Here is a 20,551-nt window from a genome sequence, read left to right on the forward strand (position 1 = left end):
AACCATAAGCCGCCGTTACCTAAATAACGGATATGTACTCAACCCCAACCCCTAGCGAAACCGCGCAATCACCGCCTCCACCACCGGATTCGGCCGCTGGGTATTCCACGCGACAGCCGTAGTCACCACATTGAGTTTCTGACTCAACCCACGAAACACCACATTGGCCGGCGCCAGCTTCTTCAACGACGCCGGCACCAACGCAATACCCTGCCCATAGCTGACAAACGCGATCTGCGAAGCCACCGACCGCACTTCATGCAGCACCCGAGGCGAAAACCCGCTGGCACGACAGGTTGCGATCAAATTGTCGAAATACACCGGACTGACGTTGCGCGAAAACATCACCAACGGCTCATTCGCCAGGCTCGACAAACTGATCCGCGTACGACTCGCCAACGGATGATCCACCGGCAACGCCACCACCAGCCGGTCCTCCGTCAGCGGCAATGACTGCACCGAAGCCCCAAGGTCACCATCCAGCCGGGCAAACGCCAGGTCGATATCCCCGGCCTCCAGCGCCGGCAACGCCTCGACGCTGTCGATTTCCCGCACCGACACCGTGAGCTGCGGGTAATCAAGCTTCAGTTGCTCGATCAACCCCGGCAGCACATCAAACATCGCCGTGGAGATCGCGCCGATGGTCAACATCCCCGACTGCCCCACCACCGCTTCTTCCACGGCGAGTTCCAGGCGCTCCAGCTGCTCGGCGAACTTGCGCACCGCCGGCAGGATCGCCGCGCCCACCGGAGTCAGCTTGGCCCCCCGTCGGGAGCGGTCGAACAGCTTGACCTTGAGCGCCTGCTCCAGCACCTGGATCTGCTCGCTCAGCGGTGGCTGGGACATGCCGAGGCGCTTGGCCGCACGGCCAAAGTTCTGCTCTTCAGCCACGGCCAGGAACAACCAGAGGTGACGAATCAGGCGAAAGTTGATCATGGTCTTATCCATAGGTTAAGCGTATGCAAGGCTTCTGTACTTCGTAATATACCTATCATAGGCACTGCCTGACACTGGCCGCCTCCGTCACCCGAGGCTTGCCCATGACCCCTGACCGTTTGCTCGACCGCCTGGCCGCACTGGACACCAACACCGTGTCCGACGCCCTCGACTTCCTCGGCCTGCCCGGCGCCACGGTGGGCCTGCGCCCATTGTGGAACTGCCCGAAGATCGTTGGCCGCGCCAGTACCGTACTGCTCGGCCCCAAGTCCGACATCGCCCCGACCGTGCACTTGATCACCCCGGTGATCGAACAGGTCGCGACAGACGACCGGGTGCTGGTGATTGCCGGCGGTATCGAGGGCATTTCCTGCTGGGGCGACATCATCGCCAACGCGGCGTTGCGCAAACACATACGCGGTACGGTGATTGATGGTTTCAGCCGCGATATCGACGGCAGCGAAGCCATCAGCTATCCGGTGTACGGACGCGGCGTGACCATGATCAGTGCGCGCAACCGCGTGGTGCAGCTCGACGCCGGCGTGACCCTCAGCGTTGCTGGCGTAAGCGTCAGCGAGGACGACTACGTGATTGCCGATACCTGCGGCACGGTATTCGTGGCCCAGGCGGTGATCGAAAAGGTCCTGGACCTGGGCGAGCGCATTGCCCGCCGCCAGGACGGCATGGTGCAGGCCGTGCGCAGTGGGCGCTCTGTGGTCGAGGTGATGCACGACGCACAGTTTGAGGCGATCAGCCGATGAGTACCGATATCCAGCGGCTGAACCCGCGCCTGGCCAGCGCACAACCGTCTGCCACCTATCGCATCATGGACCGCGTCGCCGAACGCCGGGCGCAAGGCGCGCAGATTATCTCGCTGTGCGCCGGCGAACCGGATTTCGACACCCCGGCGCATATCCGCGAAGCCGCGATCCAGGCCATTGAAACCGGGCATACCCGCTACACCCAGGTGGCCGGTGCGCGGGCCCTGCGGGAGGCGGTGGCGGCGAAGTTCCGGCGCGAAAACGGCCTGGACGTGTCCTGGCAGGACACCCTCGTGTGCAACGGCGGCAAGCAGGTGATCTACAACGCCCTGGCAGCCACCCTCAATGAAGGCGACGAGGTGATCGTGCCCGCACCGTACTGGGTCAGTTACCCGGAGATGGTGCAACTGTGCGGCGGCGAGGCGCGCATCGTCACTTGCAATGCCAACAGTGGGTTCAAGCTGACACCCGAGGCCCTGGCTGCTGCAATCACCCTGCAAACACGCTGGCTGATCCTCAATTCACCGTCCAATCCCACCGGCGCGGTGTACAGCCAAGACGACTTGCGGGCACTCGCCGAGGTGCTGTTGGCCCACCCGCAGGTGCTGATCCTGGCCGATGACATTTACGAGCACCTGATCTTCGACGGCCAGGCCTTTCATACCCTGGCCCAGGTTGAGCCGCGTTTGGCACCACGCACATTGACCATGAACGGCGTGTCCAAGGCCTACGCCATGACCGGCTGGCGCATCGGTTTCGCCACTGGCCCACGCTGGCTGCTGGAGGCCATGGAAAAACTCCAGGGCCAGCAGACCTCCGGCGCCTGTTCGATCTCGCAACAGGCGGCCCTCGCTGCACTGGAAGGCCCCAGGGATTTCATCCGCGACAGCCGCCGGGTGTTCCAGGCGCGCCGGGACTTGATGGTCCAGTTGCTGAACGACACGCCAGGCCTGACGTGCATCAGCCCCGCCGGCGCGTTCTACGCGTTCGCCTCATGCGCCGCGCTGATCGGGCGCACCTCGGCGGGCGGGCGGCTGCTGCGCAGCGATGAAGACGTGGCCCTGGCGCTGCTGGATGAGGCCAATGTGGCCGTGGTGCATGGCAGCGCCTTTGGCCTGGGGCCGTACATCCGCATCGCCTATGCCCTGGATGACAAGTCGTTGCGCCAGGCGTGCGAGGCAATCCGCGGCTTCTGTCGCAGCCTGCTGGCAGAAGAATAAAAGTGATGAGTTCACATAGATAAATATCGCTAATGGTGGCATGCGCCCCTTCTTAAGATTAAGGCCGAACAGGACAACACTCACAACAACAAGGTCCGCCCCCATGTCTATGCCTGAAGTCATAAAACCCGCTGTGCGCAGCCAATACCGCTGGGTGGTTGCTGCGCTGATTTTCCTGATCTACACCGTGGCCGCCGCCGACCGGGCCAACCTCGGCGTGGCGCTGCCGTTCATTCGCCAGGAATTTGCAATGAGCAACGCCCAGGCCGGTGGCCTGGTCAGCCTGTTCCTGCTGGCTTACGCCCTGGCACAACTGCCGTCGGGCTTTGCCTTCGGCCGCTTTGGCGTCAGCCGGATCCTGCCGGGGGCCATGGTGCTGACCTCGTTGCTGACCGGCCTGGTGGGCACCGCCAGCTCACTGCTGACGCTGAAACTCTATCGCCTGGGCCTGGGCATCGCCGAAGGCCCGCTACCCATCAGCATGACCACCACCATCAACAACTGGTTTCCGGCACGGGAAAAAGGCACCGCGTCGGGGATCTTTCTGTCGGCCGTGAAGTTCGGACCGGTGATCGTGCCGCCGCTGTGTGCCGTGATCATTTCGGTGTGGGGCTGGCGCGAGATTTTCTACTTCTTTGCGATCCCGGGCATCGTGCTGGCGGTGGTCTGGTACTTCCTGGTCACCGACCATCCGTCCCGCAGCCGCTTCGTCAACCAGGCCGAACTTCAATACATCGTCGAAGACACCGCAATCGCCCAGACCGCCCGTGTGCACAAGACGCCGGCGTGGGTGAAAAAGCTCGACCGGGTGATCCGCACCCGCGATGAAAAGCCCCTGGAAACCAACCGTCAGGTTTTCACCTCATGGAATATCTGGGGGTGCGCCACCAGCTACTGCTTCCAGCTCGGTGTCTCCAGCGTGCTGCTGGCGTGGATTCCCACCTACCTGATGACCGTCAAGCAGTTTTCGATCATGAACATGGGCCTGGTCTCGGCAGCGCCCTGGGTGGGCGCGGTGCTGGGCAACCTGCTGGGAGGTTTCTGCTCGGACCGCCTGATGGGCGGGCGCCGCAAGCCGGGCATGTTGCTGTCGGCGGTCGGCACCTCGTTGATGATGTACCTGCTGATCAACTCACCGGCCGAGCCCCTGCCCTACGGCTTGCTGCTGATGCTGACCGGCGTGGTGCTGAGCCTCGGCTTCTCGTCCTACATGGTCTACCCGATGGGCCTGACCACCAAGAAGACCTTCCCGATCTCCAACGCCATCGTGAACATGATCGGCCAGTTGGGCGCCGCCGCCACGCCCTTCATCACCGGCCTGCTGCTGGACAACTACGGCTGGAACTACGTGTTCGCCTGGCTGGCGATCGGCTCGTTCATCAGCTTCATCATTTTGCTGACCATTGCCGAGCCCCGCCCGGCCTCCAGCCACCCGACCTGATTTGTCACCACCACGAGGAGTTACCCATGTCACCCCAAGACCAAGAATTGGTTGCCCTGTTTGCCGGCCTGGACACCCCGGGCGTGTCCGACGCCCTGGACAAGCTAGGCCTGCCCGGCCAATGCCTGGGAATCATGCCCCTGGACAACTATCGCCAGGTGGTGGTCGGCCCGGCCTTCACGGTGCGCTACGTCAGCGCCAGCACCCCGCCGGGCACCGTAGGCGACTTTATCGATGACGTGGCCGAAGGCGATGTGGTGGTGATCGACAACGACGGACGCACCGACTGCACGGTGTGGGGCGACATCATGACCCAGTACGCCGGCAGCCAGCGGATCGCCGCGACGGTGATCGATGGCGTGTGCCGCGACGTGAGCAAGGCCCTGGGCGACGGCTACCCGCTGTTCACCAAGGGCCGGTTCATGCGCACGGGCAAGGACCGGGTTGAAGTGGAAGCGGTAAACCAGCCGGTGTCCATCGGCCAGGCCCGGGTGTGCGCCCGGGACATCGTGGTCGCCGACGCCAATGGCGTGGTGATCGTGCCGCGCGAGCGGGCCCATGAAGTGGCAGCCTGTGCACGCTCGATTGAAGCGGTGGAAGCGCGTATCCGGGCGCTGCTCGATGAAGGCAAATCCCTGCGTGAAGCCCGCGCAGCGCTGGGTTATCACACCCTGCAACGCAAGGGCTGAAAGGTCCTTCAGTTCGCCGGTCGCAACAGCTGCATCTGCTGGCGATAGTCATCCGTCACCTGCCGCGACTGGCTGCTGCTGGTAATCACCCTCGGTGTGATCAGCACGATCAACTCGGTGCGATCCCTGGACTTGCTGGTGTTGCCAAACAACCAGCGCAGCCCGGGGATTTTCCCCAGGTACGGCACGGCGCTGACGCTCTCCGCGTTGTCCTGCTTGATCAACCCGCCAAGCAACACGGTCTGGCCGCTTTGCACCGCCACCTGGGTCGACACCGAGCGCGTGGAGATACGCGGGTTGTTGGGTGTGTCGCTGCTGTTGGTGGTTTGGTTCTCGGCGTCGCTGACCTGTTGCTGGATGTCCATGTACACCAGGCCGCCCGGGTTGATCCGCGGCACCACGTCGAGGATCACCCCGGTCTGCACGTATTCGACGCTGCTCAAGGTGCTGTCGGCGTTGCCGGTGTTGACCGTGGTCTGGCTGATGGGGATGTTGTCACCCACCTGGATCTGCGCCGGCTGGTTGTTCATCACCACCAGCGATGGCGCCGACAGCACCTGGGTGCGGCCGTTGGTTTCCAGGGCGTGCAAGGCCACTTGCAGGTTGGAGCTGACGAAGGAATAGAACAGCGAATCCGCGCCCAATCCCGCACCGCCGCCACCCAGGGCGCCCTGGCTGCCAGGGGTATTGGCTACCGTGGTGCTGGTGGAGTTGCCCGCCAGGCGGCCCAGGTACCATTGCACCCCTAGGTCCAGTTCGCCGGTGAGTTTGACTTCGAGGATGCGCGTCTCGATCTGCACTTGCAGCGGCGGGTTGTCGAGGCGCTTGATCGCCGATTCGATCTCCTTCCACTGCACCGGTCGGGTGCGTACCAGCAACTGGTTACTGCTTTTTTGCGCGGTGATCCGGGTGCCGGCGTCGAGGCTTTTGGCAGCGCCCGGCTCTGCATTTTCACCGTCTTCGCTGGCGGCCGGGGCCTGGTCCTCATCGTCACTGACGGGCGGGCTATTGCTGCTGTTGTTCAAGCCACCCGAGGTGCCGCCGCTGGTGTTCAGTGACGACAAGGTCGCCGTGCGCAGCCCCGGCGCCACCTGGGCCGGCGCATCGTCCTTGATCGCGCCGGTGCCGTAGATCTGCCGCAGGTATTTGGCGAGGTCCGTGGCCTTCATGTTGCGCACGTCGTAGACGTACATCTGCGGCTCGTTGCCGCCGCCCTCATCGATGGTGTGAATCCAGTCGCCAACTTCGCTGAGGTACTGCGGCTGGGACGAGATCGCCACCACCGAATTGGTCCGCTCGATGGGCAGGAAGCGCACCATGCCCGCCAGGGGCATGCCGCTGTCGGGGCCAAACATTTTTTGCAGCTCGGGCATCAACTCGGCCACCGAGGCCCGTTGCAAACCGAACACCCCCACCGACATCCCCTTGAGCCAATCGACGTCGAAGGTGTCGATGGTGTCCTGATAGTTGGCCAACTCATCCGGCGTACCGGCCAGGCTCAGCACGTTGCGTGCCGGGTCCACCAGCAGGAATGCGTTTTCCCGGGCGAACGGCTTGAGCAGTTTCTGCATTTCCGTGGCCGAGATATAGCGCAGCGGAAACAGCCGTGCGGAGAGTCCGCTGGAGGGTTGCGACACGCTCATTTCCGGCACCAGCTTGCCCGCCACCGCCTGGTTGGCGGGCAGGATCACGTAGCGCTGGCCCTGGCGGATCATCGCGTTGTCGGTCCAGGACAGCAGGGTTTCGAGGATCGACAGCGCCTGTTTCTTGTTCACCGGCTTTGAGGTGGAAAAGCTTACGTTGCCTTTCACGCCCTGGGCGATGCTGTAGTTCTCGTGCAGCAGGTCGCCCATGACGCTGTTGATCACCGCTTCAATCGGCTGGTCGGCGAAGTTGAACACGATGTCGCCGCTGGCTTCATCCTTGACCGCCGCCGGTGCGGGCTGGCGCACGAACTGCTGGTTACCGCGAATCAACTGGCGCTGGGGCGGCGTAGGCGCCTGGGGTTGGCGGCTGTCGGCCGCAGGCGACTCGCTGGCCGGGTCCACGGGCGGCCGTTGCGAACCGGTGCCCTGCATCGCCTCGTGAAGCAAGGCATCGTCCGGGTCGAGGTGATCGGGGAATGACCCACACCCGCCCAAGGCGACGGCGGTGGCCAGGCAAAACACGCTGGTGCGCAAGGCGCTAGGGGAAGTATCGATCAAGGGGCGGGCTCGTGAGGAAGGGAAATCGGTGGTGTGGTGGACGGCGGCGGCAAACGCGGAACGCTGAGGCTCAGGGTTTGCGTGCGGCCATCCAGCACAAAACGGGCGTGCAGCGGTGTCAGGTGTTCCAGGCGCCAGCCGTTGGGCAGAGTCTGGCCTTGGTGGACCTTGAGCGGCGGGCCCTCGTCACGCTTGAGCAGCGCGACGCGCAGGTCGCCGTCGAGCAGCACGCCGGTCAGCTTCAGGCTCGACAGGCTGGAAATCTCGGCCTGACCCACGGCGGCATCGGGGCTGCGATCGGGGCTGAACAGCGGTGCCTGCCAGGTGCCGGCGAGGCTTTCCAGGGTCGCACTCGGGGCCACGTGAACCTTGGCCGAAGCATTGGCGCGCACGGCGGAGGCAGGCTCACCCAACCACTGCGGCGCGTCGCCGATGCTGCTCAAGATGCCCACCATCAGCAGGCCCAGCAGCCCGGCCACACCGAGCAACACCCACTCGAGGGGGCGCAATGAATTGATCATCGGCGGGCCTGCGTGGCGGCTGCCGGTTGCAGATAACCGCGCACCAACAGGTGCACCACCAGCTTTCCGGCACCGCCGCTGGCGGGGGCATTCGGCCCGCGACGGACGCTCATTTCATCCACGAACAGGAACGGTCGCTGGTACTCCAGCTCATGCAGGATCGCGGTCAGGGGTTCGATGGCGCAGTTGAGGGTCAGGCTGACTTTGACCTGGCGATAGGGCTCGGTGTCGTCCTGCTCCGGGGTGATGGGCATGCGCTGGGTCAGGCTGCAGCCGCCGCCGAGGCCGGCGCGGCTGTTGATCAGGTCGGCGATGCGCTGCATCAGGTCCGCCGCCACGGCGCTGGGGTCATCCCCCGGCAACAGGCTGGTGCTGCTGGCCGGGTCCTGGCGGGCTTGCTCCAGTTGCTCACGCAAGGCGGCGCCCTGGTGCAGCAGGCCCGCATAGCGTTGCTGTTGTTCGCGCAGCTGTTCGGCCTGCTCGCCCATGGCACGCAATGGCCCGGCGAACCAGCTGTCGATCAGCAGCCAGTAACCGCCGCCCAGCACCAGCGCCAGGACCAGCAAGGCGGCGCCGCGACGCTCACGGGGTGTCAGTGGTCGGCGCATCGGCGGCCTCCTGGTGCAAGTGGGCGCGCAGGGAAAACTGATCCTTGCCGGTTTGCGCATCGGGTTGGATCACCCCTTCGAACTGGGGGTTTTCCAGGCTGTGGCACGCCTTGATCCGGGTGATCAGGGCACTCGCCTTGGCGCTTTGCCCGGAGAAGGACACGTCGGCGCCGTTGTTGACGTCCAACTGGTCGATCCAGGTATCGGCGGGCAGGCAGGCGGTCAGCTCGTTGAGCAACGCCGCCAACGGCGGTTGTGCCGACTTGCGGCGGATCAGGTACTGCGCGGCGCCACGGGTATTGAGCAGTTGCTGGCGCAGGCTCTGGACCTCGGCGACCTGGGCTTTCTGTTGTTGCACCTGCGCCTGCATGACGTCGAGCACCCGCTGGCGGTCGTTGAGCCACAGCAGCATCGCGGCAATCAGCAAGGCGCCGCACAGCCAGGGCAGGCTGCGTTGCAAGCCCTTCCCGGCCGGCCGCTGGCGTGGGCGCAACGGCGCCGGCAGCAGGTCGATGCCCATTGGCCCGTCCACATCCACCGCATGGGGCTGCAAGCCGAGAGCAGCGCAGTCCAACAGGATTTGATCCAGGCGCTCCCGCAGGATGGCCACCAGGGTCACTTGCACATGCGTGGCGGTGCGCCGTTCCTGGCGGGCCACGAAGTACAACTGTTCAGCTTCGAACGGGGTAAAGCGGTCCAGCTCATAACCCACCACCGTCGACAGGTTGCGCGCGGCCGCCAGGGGCAGTTGCAGGGTTTGCAGCAACACCGCCGAGGGCGCGAGCACCAGCACCTGGCGCACCTCGTCGGCAGGTTTTGCCACCGGCCCGGTCAGCGGCCAGTGGTAGCGGTGCTCGGGGATGTCACGGACCGACAGCCACGCCGGCAGGCAGCCACGCAGCTCCTTGAGCCACAGGCGCCAGCCCACTTGCAGCAAGCTGCCGCGCCAGCGCCGGGTGAGCGGTTCGGCCAGCTGTTGAAGGCGCGCCACTGGCGCCGAAAGGTATGGATTCATTCTTGCCAACGCAGCACCCGATAAGGTTGTGCGCTTCCCTCCGATGGGCTCAATAAAACCGTGGTTCGTAACCGGGCGTGGTAACCGCCGGGGCGTTGTGCGCGGCTGTCGATCACCAGCACGTCACCGGGGTCGGCCCCTACCGCGCTCTGCCGGGGCAGGTTCAGCGCCTGGCGCATCAAGGGGCTGGCGAAGGCGGGATCGGGCCGGTCGAGGCCACTCCACAAACTGATTTCCGGGGTGAGCCGGCTGTACAGCGCCTGGGTCATGCCGGGCAATTGCCGCACTTCCTCCACCACGCGGAACGGCGCCAGGCCTGCGTTGCGCCGCATTTCCAGGTCCCTGGCGAGCCGGCTGGCCTGGGCCTGGGTGGCGCCGCAGGCCAGGGCCAGGCGGGCAAAGTCAGCGGCCTCGGCGCTGTTCAAATACAGCTTGCCGCGCTCGCTGTGCAGGCTCACGTGAAGCTGTGCGTCATCAAATACCAGGGGCATTTCGCGGCCGTCGGCGATCCATTGCTTGCGTTGCAGCGGGTCGGCCAGGGCCTGCATGGCCAACGCCACGCCCGCCTCCGCCGCCAGCAGCGCCTGGGTATGCTGGCGATGCCACAGGGCCTGGCGGCTTTCCAGTTGTACCCAACCGGCCAGGCCGCCCAGCAGCAAGCTGAGCAACGCCAGTACCCACAGCACCAGCAGCAATGCAACGCCGCGCTGACGCTTCATTCGCCTGATGCTCCGCTAGAGAGGTTCAGCCGCAGGGCAACCACTTGGGTGACCCACGGCACCGGTCCGTTGACTTTTGCTGCAATGCGTACCGCATAAGGCAGGCGTTTGGTCCACGGCCAGTCACTGATCCAACCGGTGGCCTGGCCCTTGGGCGACAGGCCGCGATAGCTGAATTGCAGATCCTCGACGTTCTTCAGCAACACCTGCGGTTCGCTGCGGGTGGCCGGCACGCTCACTTGGGCATTGGACTCAAACCGTGCGAACGCCACCTGCAACTCGCGCTCGGTCAACTGCAAGGTGAAACGCTGGATACCGCCGCCGAGCACGCCCGGCAAGGTCGCGACGTATTGCAGGCGCTGGGGAGCGCCGACAAAAAAGCCGTTGGTCTGGCTGTCGTCCTCGGTCACGTCCAGGGGCAGCGCCTCGCTGATGGAAGTGCGCAGGAACTGTTGCGCGGCGCGACTTTCATCCAGGCTGACGGTGTAGCGCTGCGCCTTGAGTACTGCACGGTTGGCTCCCAGGAGCGCGCCGCCCACCAGGGCCAACAACACGCCCAGCAAGCTGAGCACGATCATGATTTCGAGCAACGTGAAGCCCCGCTGCTGCTTCACTGGAGGCTCCCGTCGCGGCTGGCGCGCAGTTTCAAGGTACTGAAATTTGCGCGGCGCGGACCTTCGCTGACGCTGAGATCGAGGCGAAACAAATGTGGCTGACCGATGCGGGTGGGCTGCTGGGCGACGCGCAGTTGCCAGGCAATGCCGTCCAGCTCGCCCTGGCGCACGCCACTGGCCAGGGGCCCCGACGCCTCCTGATCCATCACGCTCAAGGCGGTATGGGTCAGGCGGTCGCTGTGGGCCACCTGCAACAACGAGCGCGCGCTTTGGCCGAACGCGACCAGCAACACCGTGCTGCAGATCGCCATGAGGGTCAGCGCTGCGAGCATTTCCAGCAAGGTAAAACCCGACTGACGCTTCATGGCAATGCCCTGGACTGCACGCTGCCGGTCAGCCAGCCGACGTCGATGCGCCAGCGTCGCGTGCCATTGGCCAATAACAGGTTGCCGCCGGTAGAGCTGCCGTCGGGGTAAAACTCCACCGCAGCGCCTGCGTGTTCGGCGGTGTGCAGGGTCACTTGCAGATCGGCCGGCCAGTGCTTGATGGGTTGCCCCGGCGCCTGAAAGCTCAGCCGGGCCAAGTCGAAGACGGTCTTGGCCGACCTGCCGCTGACAATCGCCCGTGCCCGTGTGCTGCGCAGGGCATCCACCATCTGCCCGACCACGTGGCGCTCTTTCGCTACCCGCAGGCCTTGTTGCAGGCCAAATCCCACCAACCCGGCCGCGATGCTGATCAACACGATCACCACCAGCATCTCCAGCAGGGTAAAGCCGCGTTGGAGGGCCGGCATTATTCCCAGTTGCCCAGGTCGGCGCTGTAGCCTTCGCCGCCGGGCTGGCCGTCCTGACCGTAGAAGATCAGGTCGAAGGCGCCATGTTCACCGGGGAAGCGATAGCCGAAGGCATGGCCGAACGGGTCCTTGAGGTCTGAGGGCTTGGCGTACGGTCCGGCCCAGCCGGCGGTGTTGCCGGGCTTGTCGACCAATTGCTGGAGGGTCTTGGGTGGCGAGCCGACGTCCAGGCCGTAGCTCTCGATCTTCATGCTCAGGCTGGCCAGTTGCGCCTTGCCCGCGCCGTATTTGCCCTTGTCGACGTTGCCGCCCACCTGGCGCACCACGATGGTCGCGACGATGCCCAGCAACACAATCACCGCGAGCATTTCCAGCAAGGTGAAACCGCCTTGGCGGCGGGCGGGTTTGAAACGGGTATGGCGCATCGGCTTGCTTCCTTGGGTCTTCATATATTGCTGGTCAGGCTCATCAGCGGCAGCATGATCGCGAGCATGATCACCGCCACCAGCACCGCCATGACCACGGTCAGGGACGGCACCAGGGCGGCGAGCAGGCGGTCGATGCCGCGCTTGGCTTCGACGTCGAACACGTCGGCGACCTTGAGCAGCATGCTGTCCAGTTCACCGGCCTGTTCGCCGACTTCAATCATTTGCAGGGCCAGGTCCGGCAGCAGCGGTTGGCTGCCAAACGCACTGGCCAGGGTGCCGCCGCCTTTCACCGACTCGGCGGCCTGGGCCACTTGTGCCTGCAAGGCACGGTTGGTGCAGACCTGGCGGGCGATCACCAGCGCTTGCAGCAGCGCCACGCCGTTGCTCAGCAAGGTGCCGAGGGTGCGCGCCAGGCGTGCGGCTTCGACCCGCTGCAACAGCGGGCCGATAACGCGGATACCCAGCACGCGCCGGTCGTACTGCTCGCGGTGTCGTGGGTTGCGCAGGCGTGCCGCCAGGGCCCAGACCGTCACGATCAACCCGGCAAAAACCGCCAGGCCATAGGCGCCGAGGAACTGGCCAAGGCCCAGGATCACTTCGGTGATCAACGGAATCGGCACGCCCAGGTCCTTGAAGATCGGCACGAACTGCGGCACCACGTAAGCCAGCAACAGCGCCAGGGAACCGAGCACGCCCACCACCAGGAAGGCGGGATAGATCAGCGCGTTGATCACCTCGCCTCTCAATAACTGGCTGCGTTCCAGGTAGTCACTGAGTTGGCGCAGGGTGTTCTCCAGCGCACCGCCCGCCTCACCGGCACGCACCATGCTCAGGTACAGCGGCGAAAACTGGCTGCCCTCCTCTTCCAGCGCTGCCGACAATGGCTTGCCGGCCTTGACGTGCTCGCGGATACGCTCGATCAGCGCCCGGGTCTGCGGCTGGCCGGGCTGCTTGAGCAGGATGCCCAGCGAGCGCTCCAGCGGTTGGCCCGCGCCCAGCAGGGTGGCCAGTTGCTGGGTAAAACTGACCAGCGCCGCGCCATTCAACTGACCGCGCCCGAAGGCATTGCGCAGCCCTTGGGCACCGGCGGCATCGATGTGCAATAGCAGCAGGCCACGCTTGTGCAGCGCAGCGACGGCGGCGGCCTGGTCCTTCGCTTCGAGGGTGCCGTTCTGCGCGACGCCCTGGCTGTCCAGGGCACGGTATTTGAACAGGCTCACGCGCCCTCTCCACGGGTGACGCGCAACACTTCTTCAAGGGACGTGACACCGGCCACCGCCTGGCGCAGGCCTTCTTCATGCAGGGTGCGCAAGCCACCACGGCGGGCGGCCTGTTCGAGGGTCGCGGCGTCGGCCTGGCGCATCAACAAGCTGCGCAGTTCGTCATTCATCACCAGCAATTCGGTGATTGCACTGCGGCCGTGGTAACCGCCGCCGGCGGCGTTGGCGCGAGGCCGGTAAAGCAGGATCGGGCGCTGCTCGGTGAAGCGGTCGAGGCCGTGTTCCTCGATCAGCTCCGGCGGGGCTTCGAACGCCTCACGGGTCGCCGGGTCGAGGCGACGCACCAGGCGCTGCGCGAGGATGCCATTGACGGTCGAGGCGATCAGGTAGCTCTCCACCCCCATATCCAGCAGGCGCGTGATACTTGCTGCGGCACTGTTGGTGTGCAGGGTCGAGAGCACCAGGTGGCCGGTCAGGGAGGACTGGATGGCGATGCGGCAGGTTTCGAGGTCGCGGATTTCACCGATCATGATCACGTCCGGGTCCTGGCGCACGATGGAGCGCAGCGCGCCGGCGAAGTCCAGCCCAATGGCGGGTTTGACCTGGATCTGGTTGATGCCTTCCAGCTGGTATTCCACCGGGTCTTCGACGGTGATGATCTTGCGCTCGGCGGTATTGAGCCGCGACAACGCGGTATAGAGCGTGGTGGTTTTACCCGAGCCGGTGGGCCCGGTGACCAGCAGGATGCCGTGGGGCCGCTCGAGCACTTCAAGAAAGGTTTCCAGGCGCTGGCCATCAAAGCCCAGGCTCTGGAAATCGAACTGCACGGTCTGGCGGTCCAGCAGGCGCATCACCACCGACTCGCCAAAACTGGTGGGCACCGTGGATACCCGCAAATCCAGCTCCTTGCCCTGGATGCGCAACATGATCCGGCCGTCCTGCGGCAGGCGGCGCTCGGCGATGTCGAGGCGCGCCATGATCTTGACCCGGGAAATCACCGCTGCCGAGGAACTCGCCGGCGGCGCTTCGGCTTCATGCAGCACACCGTCGATGCGGTAGCGCACCTTGAGCTGGTTTTCAAAGGGTTCGATATGGATGTCCGAGGCGCGGTGCTCCACGGCCCGTTGCAGGATCAGGTTGACCAGGCGAATCACCGGGGCTTCGGAGGCCATGTCCTTGAGGTGTTCGATGTCTTCCAGGGCACCGCCCTGTTCGTCGAGGTTTTCGATCAGGGTGCCCATGGCGGAACGGCCCTGGCCGTAGTAACGCTCGATCAGGGTTTCGACTTCGTTGCGCGGCCCGACCGCCAGCCACACCGGCACGCCGCACGCGTACGCCAGGGCCTGGAACGGATACAGCAGCGCCGGGTTGGCCGCCAACACCCGCACACCACCGTGGCTCCAGCCCACCGGCACCACCTGGTAATGGCGCATGAAGCGTTCGGTCAGCGCCGGCAGCGGGTCGAGCACGGGCGGTGCGGCGTCCGCCAGCAGCAACGGCGCGCCGAGCAAATCGGCCCAGGCCCGCGCCAGTTCCACTTCGGAAACCAGCCCCAGGCGCGTCAGCAGGCCGAGCAGTTCGGGGTCGTCGGATTCCTGGGATAACCGTCGAGCACGTTCCAGGTCGACGGTTTTCAGACCGGCTTTTCGCATCAGCCACGCGCACACTTGTTCGGCATCCGGAATCTGCATTCGGCATGCATCGATGGGCATTGACGGTATCGGTTGAGACATCTGCACCATTCTGAACAACTAGTTGAAGAGGCTGTTTCCAAGGGTGCAGAAACAACAACTAGTCCCAGCGGCGCCTTGAACAAGATCAAGACCCTGCACACAAGCGATGTGCAGGACAGCCGTGGCAAATCATGGCCTTTTAGAACTACTGACCAAGGCCATTAGTTCGCCACAATTCATAAAATCTTGTTAAACACATCGACTAACATATTGATGCTTAGTTCACGATTGCAAATAGCCAGCCCACTGCAACAGTACTAATCATTGAACTTCTCGTCGTTTAATTTTGAACTGCACAAGAGTGCCACTTCCCTGTGGCGCGATTGCCGCTAGAAGTCGACGGTCGCCGACAGTAAATACGTGCGCGGCGTCGACAAGGTCAACCCCGGCTCGCTGTCATCCGAGGCACCGGCCGAACTCCAGTAGCGCCGGTTGGCCACGTTCTCGACATTGGCCCGCAGGGTGATGTGCTTGTCGTCGACCTTGAAGGCGTAGCGTGCGCCGACATCAAGCCGCGTCCAGGCGTCGATTTCCTTGACGTTGGACTGGTCCAGGTACTGCGAGCTGGAATAGATCCCGCGGCTGGTCAGGGTCAGGCCTTCAACAGTCGGCACGTCCCACTCCGCGCCCAGGTTGACGTTGTACTTGGGCGTGGCCGGCGCGCGGTTGCCGTCGTAGGTGCCGTTGGTGGTGTGGGTCAGTTCGCTGTCGATGTACATCACCCCGCCCAGCAGGCGGAAACCCTTGAGCGGCTCGCCGAACACGCTGAGTTCCACACCATCGTTTTGGCGCTTGCCATTGGGGCCGAAGACCAGCGTGGTGGCGTTGGTCTCGTAGGCCGGCTGCTTGATCCGGAATACAGCGGCCGTCACCGCGAACGCACCGGCGTCGTACTTGGCGCCGACTTCGACCTGACGGCTGATGAACGGTGGGAAGATTTCGTCATCGTTGACCGACGCCGACGGCGCGACCTTGCCCTGGCTCAAGCCTTCCATGTAGTTGGCGTACAACGAGAGCTTGTCGGTGGCCTTGAACAGGATGCCGCCGGACGGTGAAATTTTTTCCTCGTCGTAGGCGGTGTCGCCTTTGACGTCATCGGTCCAGTCGTCGACCTTGACCCGCTGCCAGCGCGCACCGAGGGTCAGCAGCAACCGGTCATCGAAAAAACCCAGGGTGTCGGACAACGCCACACCGCTGAAACGGTTTTCGGTGTAGACCTTCGAGTCAAATCGCGTTGGCCGGCCAGGCGCGGGGGTTTCCACAGGGTTGTAGATATTGCTCGAACCCGGCGCATATCGCGCGCCGCCGTTTTCGAAGTCCATGTAGAAGTAGCTGGCCGCCAGGTTGACCTCATGGCTCACCGGGCCGGTATGGAACCAGTTGCGCACGCCCGCCGTGGCGGTGCGCACGTTTTCATCACGGGTGAAGTCGCGGGGCTGCACGCTGAAATCGCCGGCGTTGTTGGTCACTGACACAGCATGGCGCAGGAAGTCATGGTTGCTTTTGCGCGCACCGACGCCGCCGTAGAGCATTACGTTGTCGCTGAGATCAAACTCGCCGTTGACCGTGCCGAAGGTGTCGTTGGTGCTTGCCTTGCTCCAGGGCTGCGCGTAGTTGTGGCGTACGTCGTTGGCACTCGGCACCCTGGCGTTGGGCCCGACTTGCACGCGTTCCTGGGGGGCGTCGGTGTCGCGCTCGGTGCGGCCGATGTCGGTGGAGAGTCGCAGGCGTTCACCGCGAAAATCCAGGCCCAACACGGCCATTTCGCGGTCGACACTCTGGTGATCCCAGGCGGTGTCGCCGGACTGTTTCACGCCGTTGAAACGCAGGCCGAACTGGTTGTCTTCACCAAAACGCCGGCCGATATCCACGGCTCCGCCCGCCTGGCTGTCGGAGGCCCAACTGCCGGTGAGCGAGGTGATGGGTGTGTCGGTGGCACGCTTGGGCACCACGTTGATCCCGCCGCCCACGCTGCCCCGTGGCGAGATGCCGTTGATCAACTGGCTGGGGCCTTTGATGATGTCGACGCGCTCGGCCATTTCCATGTCGATGGTGTAGGTCGGCAATACGCCATAGAGGCCGTTGTAGGCGACATCACTGTTGAACAGGCTGAAGCCGCGAATGGTGAATTGCTCATAGCGCCCGCCGGCCGGGTTGGTGGCGCGCACCGAGGGGTCGCTGGCAATCAGGTCGCCAAGGGTACGCGCCTGTTGGTTCTTGACCGCCGCGCTGGTGTAGGTGGTCATGCTGAACGGGGTATCCATGAAGTCCTTCGAGCCCAGCAGGCCCTGGGAGCCACGGCGCGCCACCTGGCCACCAGCAAAGGACTCGCTGCCGGCATCGCCGGTGGTGCCGAGAATCGAGGTGGGCGCCAGTTGCAGGCTGCCGCCTTCGGGAACCGGGGTCAGCCTATAGGCCTGCTCGCCCATGGGCTGCAGTTGCAGGCCGGAGCCCTGGAGCAGGCGCGCGAAACCTTCTTCGACGCCGTATTCGCCGGACAACCCGCTGCTGTTGCGGCCGCTGACCAGCGCCGGGTCCACCGAGAGGTTGACCCCGGCCAGCCCGGCGAAACGGGTCAGCGCGGCGCTCAGGCTGCCGGCCGGCACCTGGTAGCTGCGCCGGGACGCACCGTCTTCGGCATAGCTGATGGGAACGAACAACGGGCTGGCACTCAGGCTCAGCATGAGGCTGAGGTTCAGCAACGGGCGTATTGCGGGCATTGGAAGAAGCTCTCGATTTTGTTCACTTACCTGGAATGACCAGTCACGTGAAAAAAAGGGACAGGCTTCAGCCACTATTTTTTGATTATTACGGTTTGATGCCTTTGAGCTTCTGGAGCAGCTCCATCAATTGCTCCAGGGATTCCTCGCCGAACTGCTCCTGAATCTTCAGGTAATTGCTTTCCATCCCGGCGCTCATGTCGACGAAACACTGCTGGCCCTGTTCGGTCAGGGCGACGAACACCCGGCGCTGGTCTTCGGCGGATTTGCGCCGGCGCACGATGCCGTCACGCTCCAGCCGCCCCAGTACGCCGGTCATGCTCGGCTTGAGGATGCATGCGAGGTGCGCCAGTTGGTGGCTTTCGAGTTCGCCTTGCTGGCGCAGGATGCGGATCACCCGCCACTGCTGTTCGGTCAGGTCATGTTCATTGAGCAACGGCCGGAAGAACGCCATGGTCGCTTCGCGGGCCTGGAGCAAGGTGAGCGTAAGGGACGGTCTGGGGGTGGGCATGGTTCACGCGCAATAGAGGTCGAAGCGACGAAGCTTAGAGTCGGTGTCCCGCGTGCGCAACCCGACGCACGCAGCAAGTCGTTAATTTCGAAACGAATTCATAAAAACCTGTTAATCCAGCTATTCAGCTTAACGATAACATGTTAACAATATGCCCGCCCCTGCCCTGGTGGCGGGCTCTACCAACAAAAACAACAAAAGGAACGCCCCTCATGCATTCGTGCCTCTTTCGCACGGCGGCAAGCGCTGGCCTGTGCGCCGCGTTTAGCCCTCTGGTCGCCCACGCCGACTTCATCCAGGACAGCAAGGCCAGCCTGGACCTGCGCAATTTCTACATGAACCGCGACTTTCGCCAGGCCAACGCGCCGCAGAACAAGGCAGACGAATGGGCGCAAGGTTTTGTGCTGCGCCTGGAGTCGGGCTACACCGAAGGCGTGGTCGGGTTTGGCGTGGACGCCCTGGGTGAAATGGGCCTGAAGCTCGACTCCAGCCGCGACCGCCGGGGCACCGGGCTGTTGCCGTCTGGCGCCAGCGGCGAGCCGGCCGACAGCTACAGCGAACTCGGCCTGACCGCCAAATTGCGCGTGTCGAAAACCGTGCTCAAGCTCGGCACCCTGCAACCGCTGTTGCCGGTGGCCGCCTATAACGACACGCGGCTGTTGCCGTCGACCTACAACGGTGAACTGGTGACCTCCCAGGACATCGACGGCCTGACGTTGAACGTCGGCCGCCTGGAAAAGCAGAACCTGCGGGACTCCTCCAACAACGAATCCATGAGCTACGGCGGCGTCTTCAGCAGCCACCTGGACCTGGCCGGCGGCACCTACGCAATCAATCCGCACCTGGCGGCGACTTATTACTACGCGCAGATGCAGGACATCTACCGCCAGAATTTCATCGGCCTGGTGCATGACCTGCCGCTGGCCCAAGGCGTGAACCTGCGCACCGACCTGCGCTACTTCGACACCCGCGAGCAAGGCAGCACGCTATTGCGCAGCCCTACCCGCGTGGACGGCGGCCGGATCGACAACCGCTTTTTCAACGGCATGTTCAGTTTGTCGGTGGGCGCACACAAATTCGGCCTGGGCTTTCAGAGCCTTTCCGGCGACGGCGACTTTGCCTTCCCGGGGCAAGATCCGTATTCGGTCAACCTGGTGACCATCAATATCTTCACCAAGGCCAACACCGATGCCTGGCAGGCGCGCTACGACTACAACTTCGCCGCCCTCGGCCTGCCGGGCCTGACCTTCATGACCCGCTACGTCGACGGCAGCCACGCGCAAACCGCCACGGTGCGCAACGGCCGCGAATGGGAGCGCGACGCCGACCTGGTCTACACCGTGCAGAGCGGCCCGCTGAAGAACGTCAACGTGCGCCTGCGCAATGCGACCCTGCGCTCAAGCAACGGCCTGACCAGCGACATCGACGAAAGCCGGGTGATCATCGGCTACACCGTAGCCCTGTGGTAACGCCGGGCGCCTCAACGCAACCCCGATTGACGCTGGCGGTATTCCCCCGGCGTCATCTGCGCGTAGCGCTGGAAGAACCGGCTGAAATACGCCGGGTCCTTGAACCCCAACTGGTAGCAGATTTCATTCGCCGAACTGCCGGTGAACAGCAGCAGGCGCCGGGCCTCCTGCATCAGCCGCTCCAGAATCAGGCGCTTGGACGGCAGGTCGGCGATGCGTCGGCACACCTCGTTGAGCCGCGCTTCAGTGACGCCGATACCGTCGGCGTAGCGCGACAGCGGCCAGTGTTGCAGGTAGTGGTCTTCGATCAGTTCGTTGAAGCGGTGAAAGATCCGCAGGTCTTCGTGACGTGCAGGGCGGGCTTCCAGGGAATTGGCGCAGAGCCGCAGCAGGCTGATCATGATCAGCCGCGTCAGGCTGTCCAGGGCCGAACCGCGTCCGCTGGCCTGGGCGTTGATCTCGCTGCACAGCTCATCAAACAGGAATTCCAGGCGGCGCACCTCGGGCTGAAACTCCGGTGCCAGCCGCGCCAACGCCACGCAGGCCGCCGGCAATTGTGCGCCGGGGGCCAGGCTGGGGTCGGCGTCAATCAAGGCCCACACCAGTTGCTGGCGCACGGTCAGCACATGGCCGTCGGCGTCGGCTTCGGTGACGAAGGAATGCGCCACCGTCGGCGGCGTGAGGAAAAACATCGGCCCGGATTCGAGGTACTGCTGGTCGTCCAGGTAGACCCGCACCGCGCCGGTCTTGACGTAATGCACCTGGAAAAACCGGTCATGGCGATGCACCGGCATGTTGCGGCCAAAAAATCCCGCCAGGTTGCCGAGCCGGTCGTAGTGCACCTCGGCATCGCTGTAACGCTGGTCGTAGACCTGCCCGATGTTGATGTTGGGGATCGGCTGACGATCGCTCATCACTGCATTCTCTTTGTTGTTTTGACTGCCCTGAA

20 protein-coding genes are annotated in these 20,551 nt (G+C 64.1%); 5 read left to right on the plus strand and 15 right to left on the minus strand.

The annotated features are described in order from the left end of the window. Window positions 1-51: 51 nt before the first annotated feature. The gene (locus tag HX869_RS11235; RefSeq protein WP_178903096.1) at window positions 52-936 is read right to left on the minus strand and encodes a LysR family transcriptional regulator; all 885 of its coding nucleotides are present in this window, start codon (window positions 934-936) and stop codon (window positions 52-54) included. Window positions 937-1,040: 104 nt separating this feature from the next. Here HX869_RS11235 and HX869_RS11240 point away from each other — a divergent pair, with 104 nt between their 5' ends. From HX869_RS11240 to HX869_RS11255, 4 genes are all read left to right on the plus strand, one after another. Next, window positions 1,041-1,697, plus strand: coding sequence for an RraA family protein (locus HX869_RS11240; protein WP_008437212.1), 657 nt, complete (start codon window positions 1,041-1,043; stop codon window positions 1,695-1,697). Then, entirely contained in the window at window positions 1,694-2,917 is a 1,224-nt protein-coding gene (locus HX869_RS11245) for a pyridoxal phosphate-dependent aminotransferase (protein ID WP_177022126.1), read from the plus strand. Before HX869_RS11240 ends, HX869_RS11245 begins: the two co-directional genes overlap by 4 nt. 103 nt (window positions 2,918-3,020) lie before the next feature. Continuing rightward, on the plus strand, window positions 3,021-4,358 hold the full coding sequence (locus tag HX869_RS11250) for an MFS transporter (protein WP_256580082.1): 1,338 nt from the start codon (window positions 3,021-3,023) through the stop codon (window positions 4,356-4,358). A gap of 26 nt (window positions 4,359-4,384) precedes the next feature. Beyond that, complete coding sequence (locus HX869_RS11255; protein ID WP_003209925.1) at window positions 4,385-5,047, plus strand: RraA family protein; 663 nt, start codon at window positions 4,385-4,387, stop codon at window positions 5,045-5,047. 8 nt (window positions 5,048-5,055) lie between these two features. Here the strand turns inward: HX869_RS11255 and gspD are convergent, their stop codons facing one another. From gspD to hpaR, 13 genes are all read right to left on the minus strand, one after another. Then, on the minus strand, window positions 5,056-7,251 hold the full coding sequence (gene gspD, locus HX869_RS11260; protein WP_178903097.1) for a type II secretion system secretin GspD: 2,196 nt from the start codon (window positions 7,249-7,251) through the stop codon (window positions 5,056-5,058). Then, window positions 7,248-7,772 carry a general secretion pathway protein GspN gene (locus HX869_RS11265; RefSeq protein ID WP_178903098.1) on the minus strand — a complete coding sequence of 175 codons (525 nt, stop codon included), beginning with the start codon at window positions 7,770-7,772 and terminating at the stop codon, window positions 7,248-7,250. The genes gspD and HX869_RS11265 overlap by 4 nt, the downstream gene beginning before the upstream one ends. Further along, the gene (gene gspM / locus HX869_RS11270; protein WP_023659000.1) at window positions 7,769-8,380 is read right to left on the minus strand and encodes a type II secretion system protein GspM; all 612 of its coding nucleotides are present in this window, start codon (window positions 8,378-8,380) and stop codon (window positions 7,769-7,771) included. The genes HX869_RS11265 and gspM overlap by 4 nt, the downstream gene beginning before the upstream one ends. After that, on the minus strand, window positions 8,355-9,395 hold the full coding sequence (locus tag HX869_RS11275; RefSeq protein ID WP_032899604.1) for a PilN domain-containing protein: 1,041 nt from the start codon (window positions 9,393-9,395) through the stop codon (window positions 8,355-8,357). Before HX869_RS11275 ends, gspM begins: the two co-directional genes overlap by 26 nt. Then, the gene (locus HX869_RS11280; RefSeq protein WP_102368630.1) at window positions 9,392-10,114 is read right to left on the minus strand and encodes a general secretion pathway protein GspK; all 723 of its coding nucleotides are present in this window, start codon (window positions 10,112-10,114) and stop codon (window positions 9,392-9,394) included. The genes HX869_RS11275 and HX869_RS11280 overlap by 4 nt, the downstream gene beginning before the upstream one ends. Beyond that, window positions 10,111-10,728: a prepilin-type N-terminal cleavage/methylation domain-containing protein gene (locus HX869_RS11285; protein ID WP_178903099.1), complete on the minus strand. Its 618-nt coding sequence runs from the start codon at window positions 10,726-10,728 to the stop codon at window positions 10,111-10,113. Before HX869_RS11285 ends, HX869_RS11280 begins: the two co-directional genes overlap by 4 nt. After that, on the minus strand, window positions 10,725-11,093 hold the full coding sequence (locus HX869_RS11290; RefSeq protein WP_177122775.1) for a prepilin-type N-terminal cleavage/methylation domain-containing protein: 369 nt from the start codon (window positions 11,091-11,093) through the stop codon (window positions 10,725-10,727). Before HX869_RS11290 ends, HX869_RS11285 begins: the two co-directional genes overlap by 4 nt. Next, complete coding sequence (locus tag HX869_RS11295; RefSeq protein WP_178903100.1) at window positions 11,090-11,521, minus strand: GspH/FimT family pseudopilin; 432 nt, start codon at window positions 11,519-11,521, stop codon at window positions 11,090-11,092. Before HX869_RS11295 ends, HX869_RS11290 begins: the two co-directional genes overlap by 4 nt. Beyond that, entirely contained in the window at window positions 11,521-11,946 is a 426-nt protein-coding gene (gene gspG / locus HX869_RS11300) for a type II secretion system major pseudopilin GspG (RefSeq protein WP_003209911.1), read from the minus strand. The genes HX869_RS11295 and gspG overlap by 1 nt, the downstream gene beginning before the upstream one ends. Before the next feature lie 20 nt (window positions 11,947-11,966). Next, window positions 11,967-13,169 carry a type II secretion system inner membrane protein GspF gene (gspF, locus tag HX869_RS11305; protein WP_102605832.1) on the minus strand — a complete coding sequence of 401 codons (1,203 nt, stop codon included), beginning with the start codon at window positions 13,167-13,169 and terminating at the stop codon, window positions 11,967-11,969. Beyond that, window positions 13,166-14,860 (minus strand): type II secretion system ATPase GspE, encoded by a 1,695-nt coding sequence (gspE, locus tag HX869_RS11310; RefSeq protein ID WP_003209908.1) that lies wholly within the window; start codon window positions 14,858-14,860, stop codon window positions 13,166-13,168. The genes gspF and gspE overlap by 4 nt, the downstream gene beginning before the upstream one ends. Before the next feature lie 371 nt (window positions 14,861-15,231). Beyond that, window positions 15,232-17,622: a TonB-dependent receptor gene (locus tag HX869_RS11315; RefSeq protein WP_178903101.1), complete on the minus strand. Its 2,391-nt coding sequence runs from the start codon at window positions 17,620-17,622 to the stop codon at window positions 15,232-15,234. An 88-nt stretch (window positions 17,623-17,710) separates the two neighbouring features. Then, a complete protein-coding gene (gene hpaR, locus HX869_RS11320) occupies window positions 17,711-18,133 on the minus strand; it encodes a homoprotocatechuate degradation operon regulator HpaR (protein WP_008437189.1) in 423 nt (140 codons plus the stop codon). A 212-nt stretch (window positions 18,134-18,345) separates the two neighbouring features. Here hpaR and HX869_RS11325 point away from each other — a divergent pair, with 212 nt between their 5' ends. Beyond that, window positions 18,346-19,602 carry an OprD family porin gene (locus HX869_RS11325; RefSeq protein ID WP_178903102.1) on the plus strand — a complete coding sequence of 419 codons (1,257 nt, stop codon included), beginning with the start codon at window positions 18,346-18,348 and terminating at the stop codon, window positions 19,600-19,602. 11 nt (window positions 19,603-19,613) lie between these two features. Here the strand turns inward: HX869_RS11325 and hpaA are convergent, their stop codons facing one another. Then, window positions 19,614-20,516 carry a 4-hydroxyphenylacetate catabolism regulatory protein HpaA gene (gene hpaA / locus HX869_RS11330; RefSeq protein ID WP_003209891.1) on the minus strand — a complete coding sequence of 301 codons (903 nt, stop codon included), beginning with the start codon at window positions 20,514-20,516 and terminating at the stop codon, window positions 19,614-19,616. Window positions 20,517-20,551: the final 35 nt, after the last annotated feature.

The organism is Pseudomonas sp. P7779 (assembly GCF_013386315.1).
Taxonomy (GTDB): domain Bacteria; phylum Pseudomonadota; class Gammaproteobacteria; order Pseudomonadales; family Pseudomonadaceae; genus Aquipseudomonas.

Bases quoted from the DNA above. Each gene is read 5' to 3' on its own strand.
- HX869_RS11235 (WP_178903096.1), bottom strand. From the start codon at position 936: ATGATCAACTTTCGCCTGATTCGTCACCTCTGGTTGTTCCTGGCCGTG.
- HX869_RS11240 (WP_008437212.1), top strand. From the start codon at position 1,041: ATGACCCCTGACCGTTTGCTCGACCGCCTGGCCGCACTGGACACCAAC.
- HX869_RS11245 (WP_177022126.1), top strand. From the start codon at position 1,694: ATGAGTACCGATATCCAGCGGCTGAACCCGCGCCTGGCCAGCGCACAA.
- HX869_RS11250 (WP_256580082.1), top strand. From the start codon at position 3,021: ATGTCTATGCCTGAAGTCATAAAACCCGCTGTGCGCAGCCAATACCGC.
- HX869_RS11255 (WP_003209925.1), top strand. From the start codon at position 4,385: ATGTCACCCCAAGACCAAGAATTGGTTGCCCTGTTTGCCGGCCTGGAC.
- HX869_RS11265 (WP_178903098.1), bottom strand. From the start codon at position 7,772: ATGATCAATTCATTGCGCCCCCTCGAGTGGGTGTTGCTCGGTGTGGCC.
- gspM (WP_023659000.1), bottom strand. From the start codon at position 8,380: ATGCGCCGACCACTGACACCCCGTGAGCGTCGCGGCGCCGCCTTGCTG.
- HX869_RS11275 (WP_032899604.1), bottom strand. From the start codon at position 9,395: ATGAATCCATACCTTTCGGCGCCAGTGGCGCGCCTTCAACAGCTGGCC.
- HX869_RS11280 (WP_102368630.1), bottom strand. From the start codon at position 10,114: ATGAAGCGTCAGCGCGGCGTTGCATTGCTGCTGGTGCTGTGGGTACTG.
- HX869_RS11290 (WP_177122775.1), bottom strand. From the start codon at position 11,093: ATGAAGCGTCAGTCGGGTTTTACCTTGCTGGAAATGCTCGCAGCGCTG.
- HX869_RS11295 (WP_178903100.1), bottom strand. From the start codon at position 11,521: ATGCCGGCCCTCCAACGCGGCTTTACCCTGCTGGAGATGCTGGTGGTG.
- gspG (WP_003209911.1), bottom strand. From the start codon at position 11,946: ATGCGCCATACCCGTTTCAAACCCGCCCGCCGCCAAGGCGGTTTCACC.
- gspE (WP_003209908.1), bottom strand. From the start codon at position 14,860: ATGCAGATTCCGGATGCCGAACAAGTGTGCGCGTGGCTGATGCGAAAA.
- HX869_RS11315 (WP_178903101.1), bottom strand. From the start codon at position 17,622: ATGCCCGCAATACGCCCGTTGCTGAACCTCAGCCTCATGCTGAGCCTG.
- hpaR (WP_008437189.1), bottom strand. From the start codon at position 18,133: ATGCCCACCCCCAGACCGTCCCTTACGCTCACCTTGCTCCAGGCCCGC.
- HX869_RS11325 (WP_178903102.1), top strand. From the start codon at position 18,346: ATGCATTCGTGCCTCTTTCGCACGGCGGCAAGCGCTGGCCTGTGCGCC.
- hpaA (WP_003209891.1), bottom strand. From the start codon at position 20,516: ATGAGCGATCGTCAGCCGATCCCCAACATCAACATCGGGCAGGTCTAC.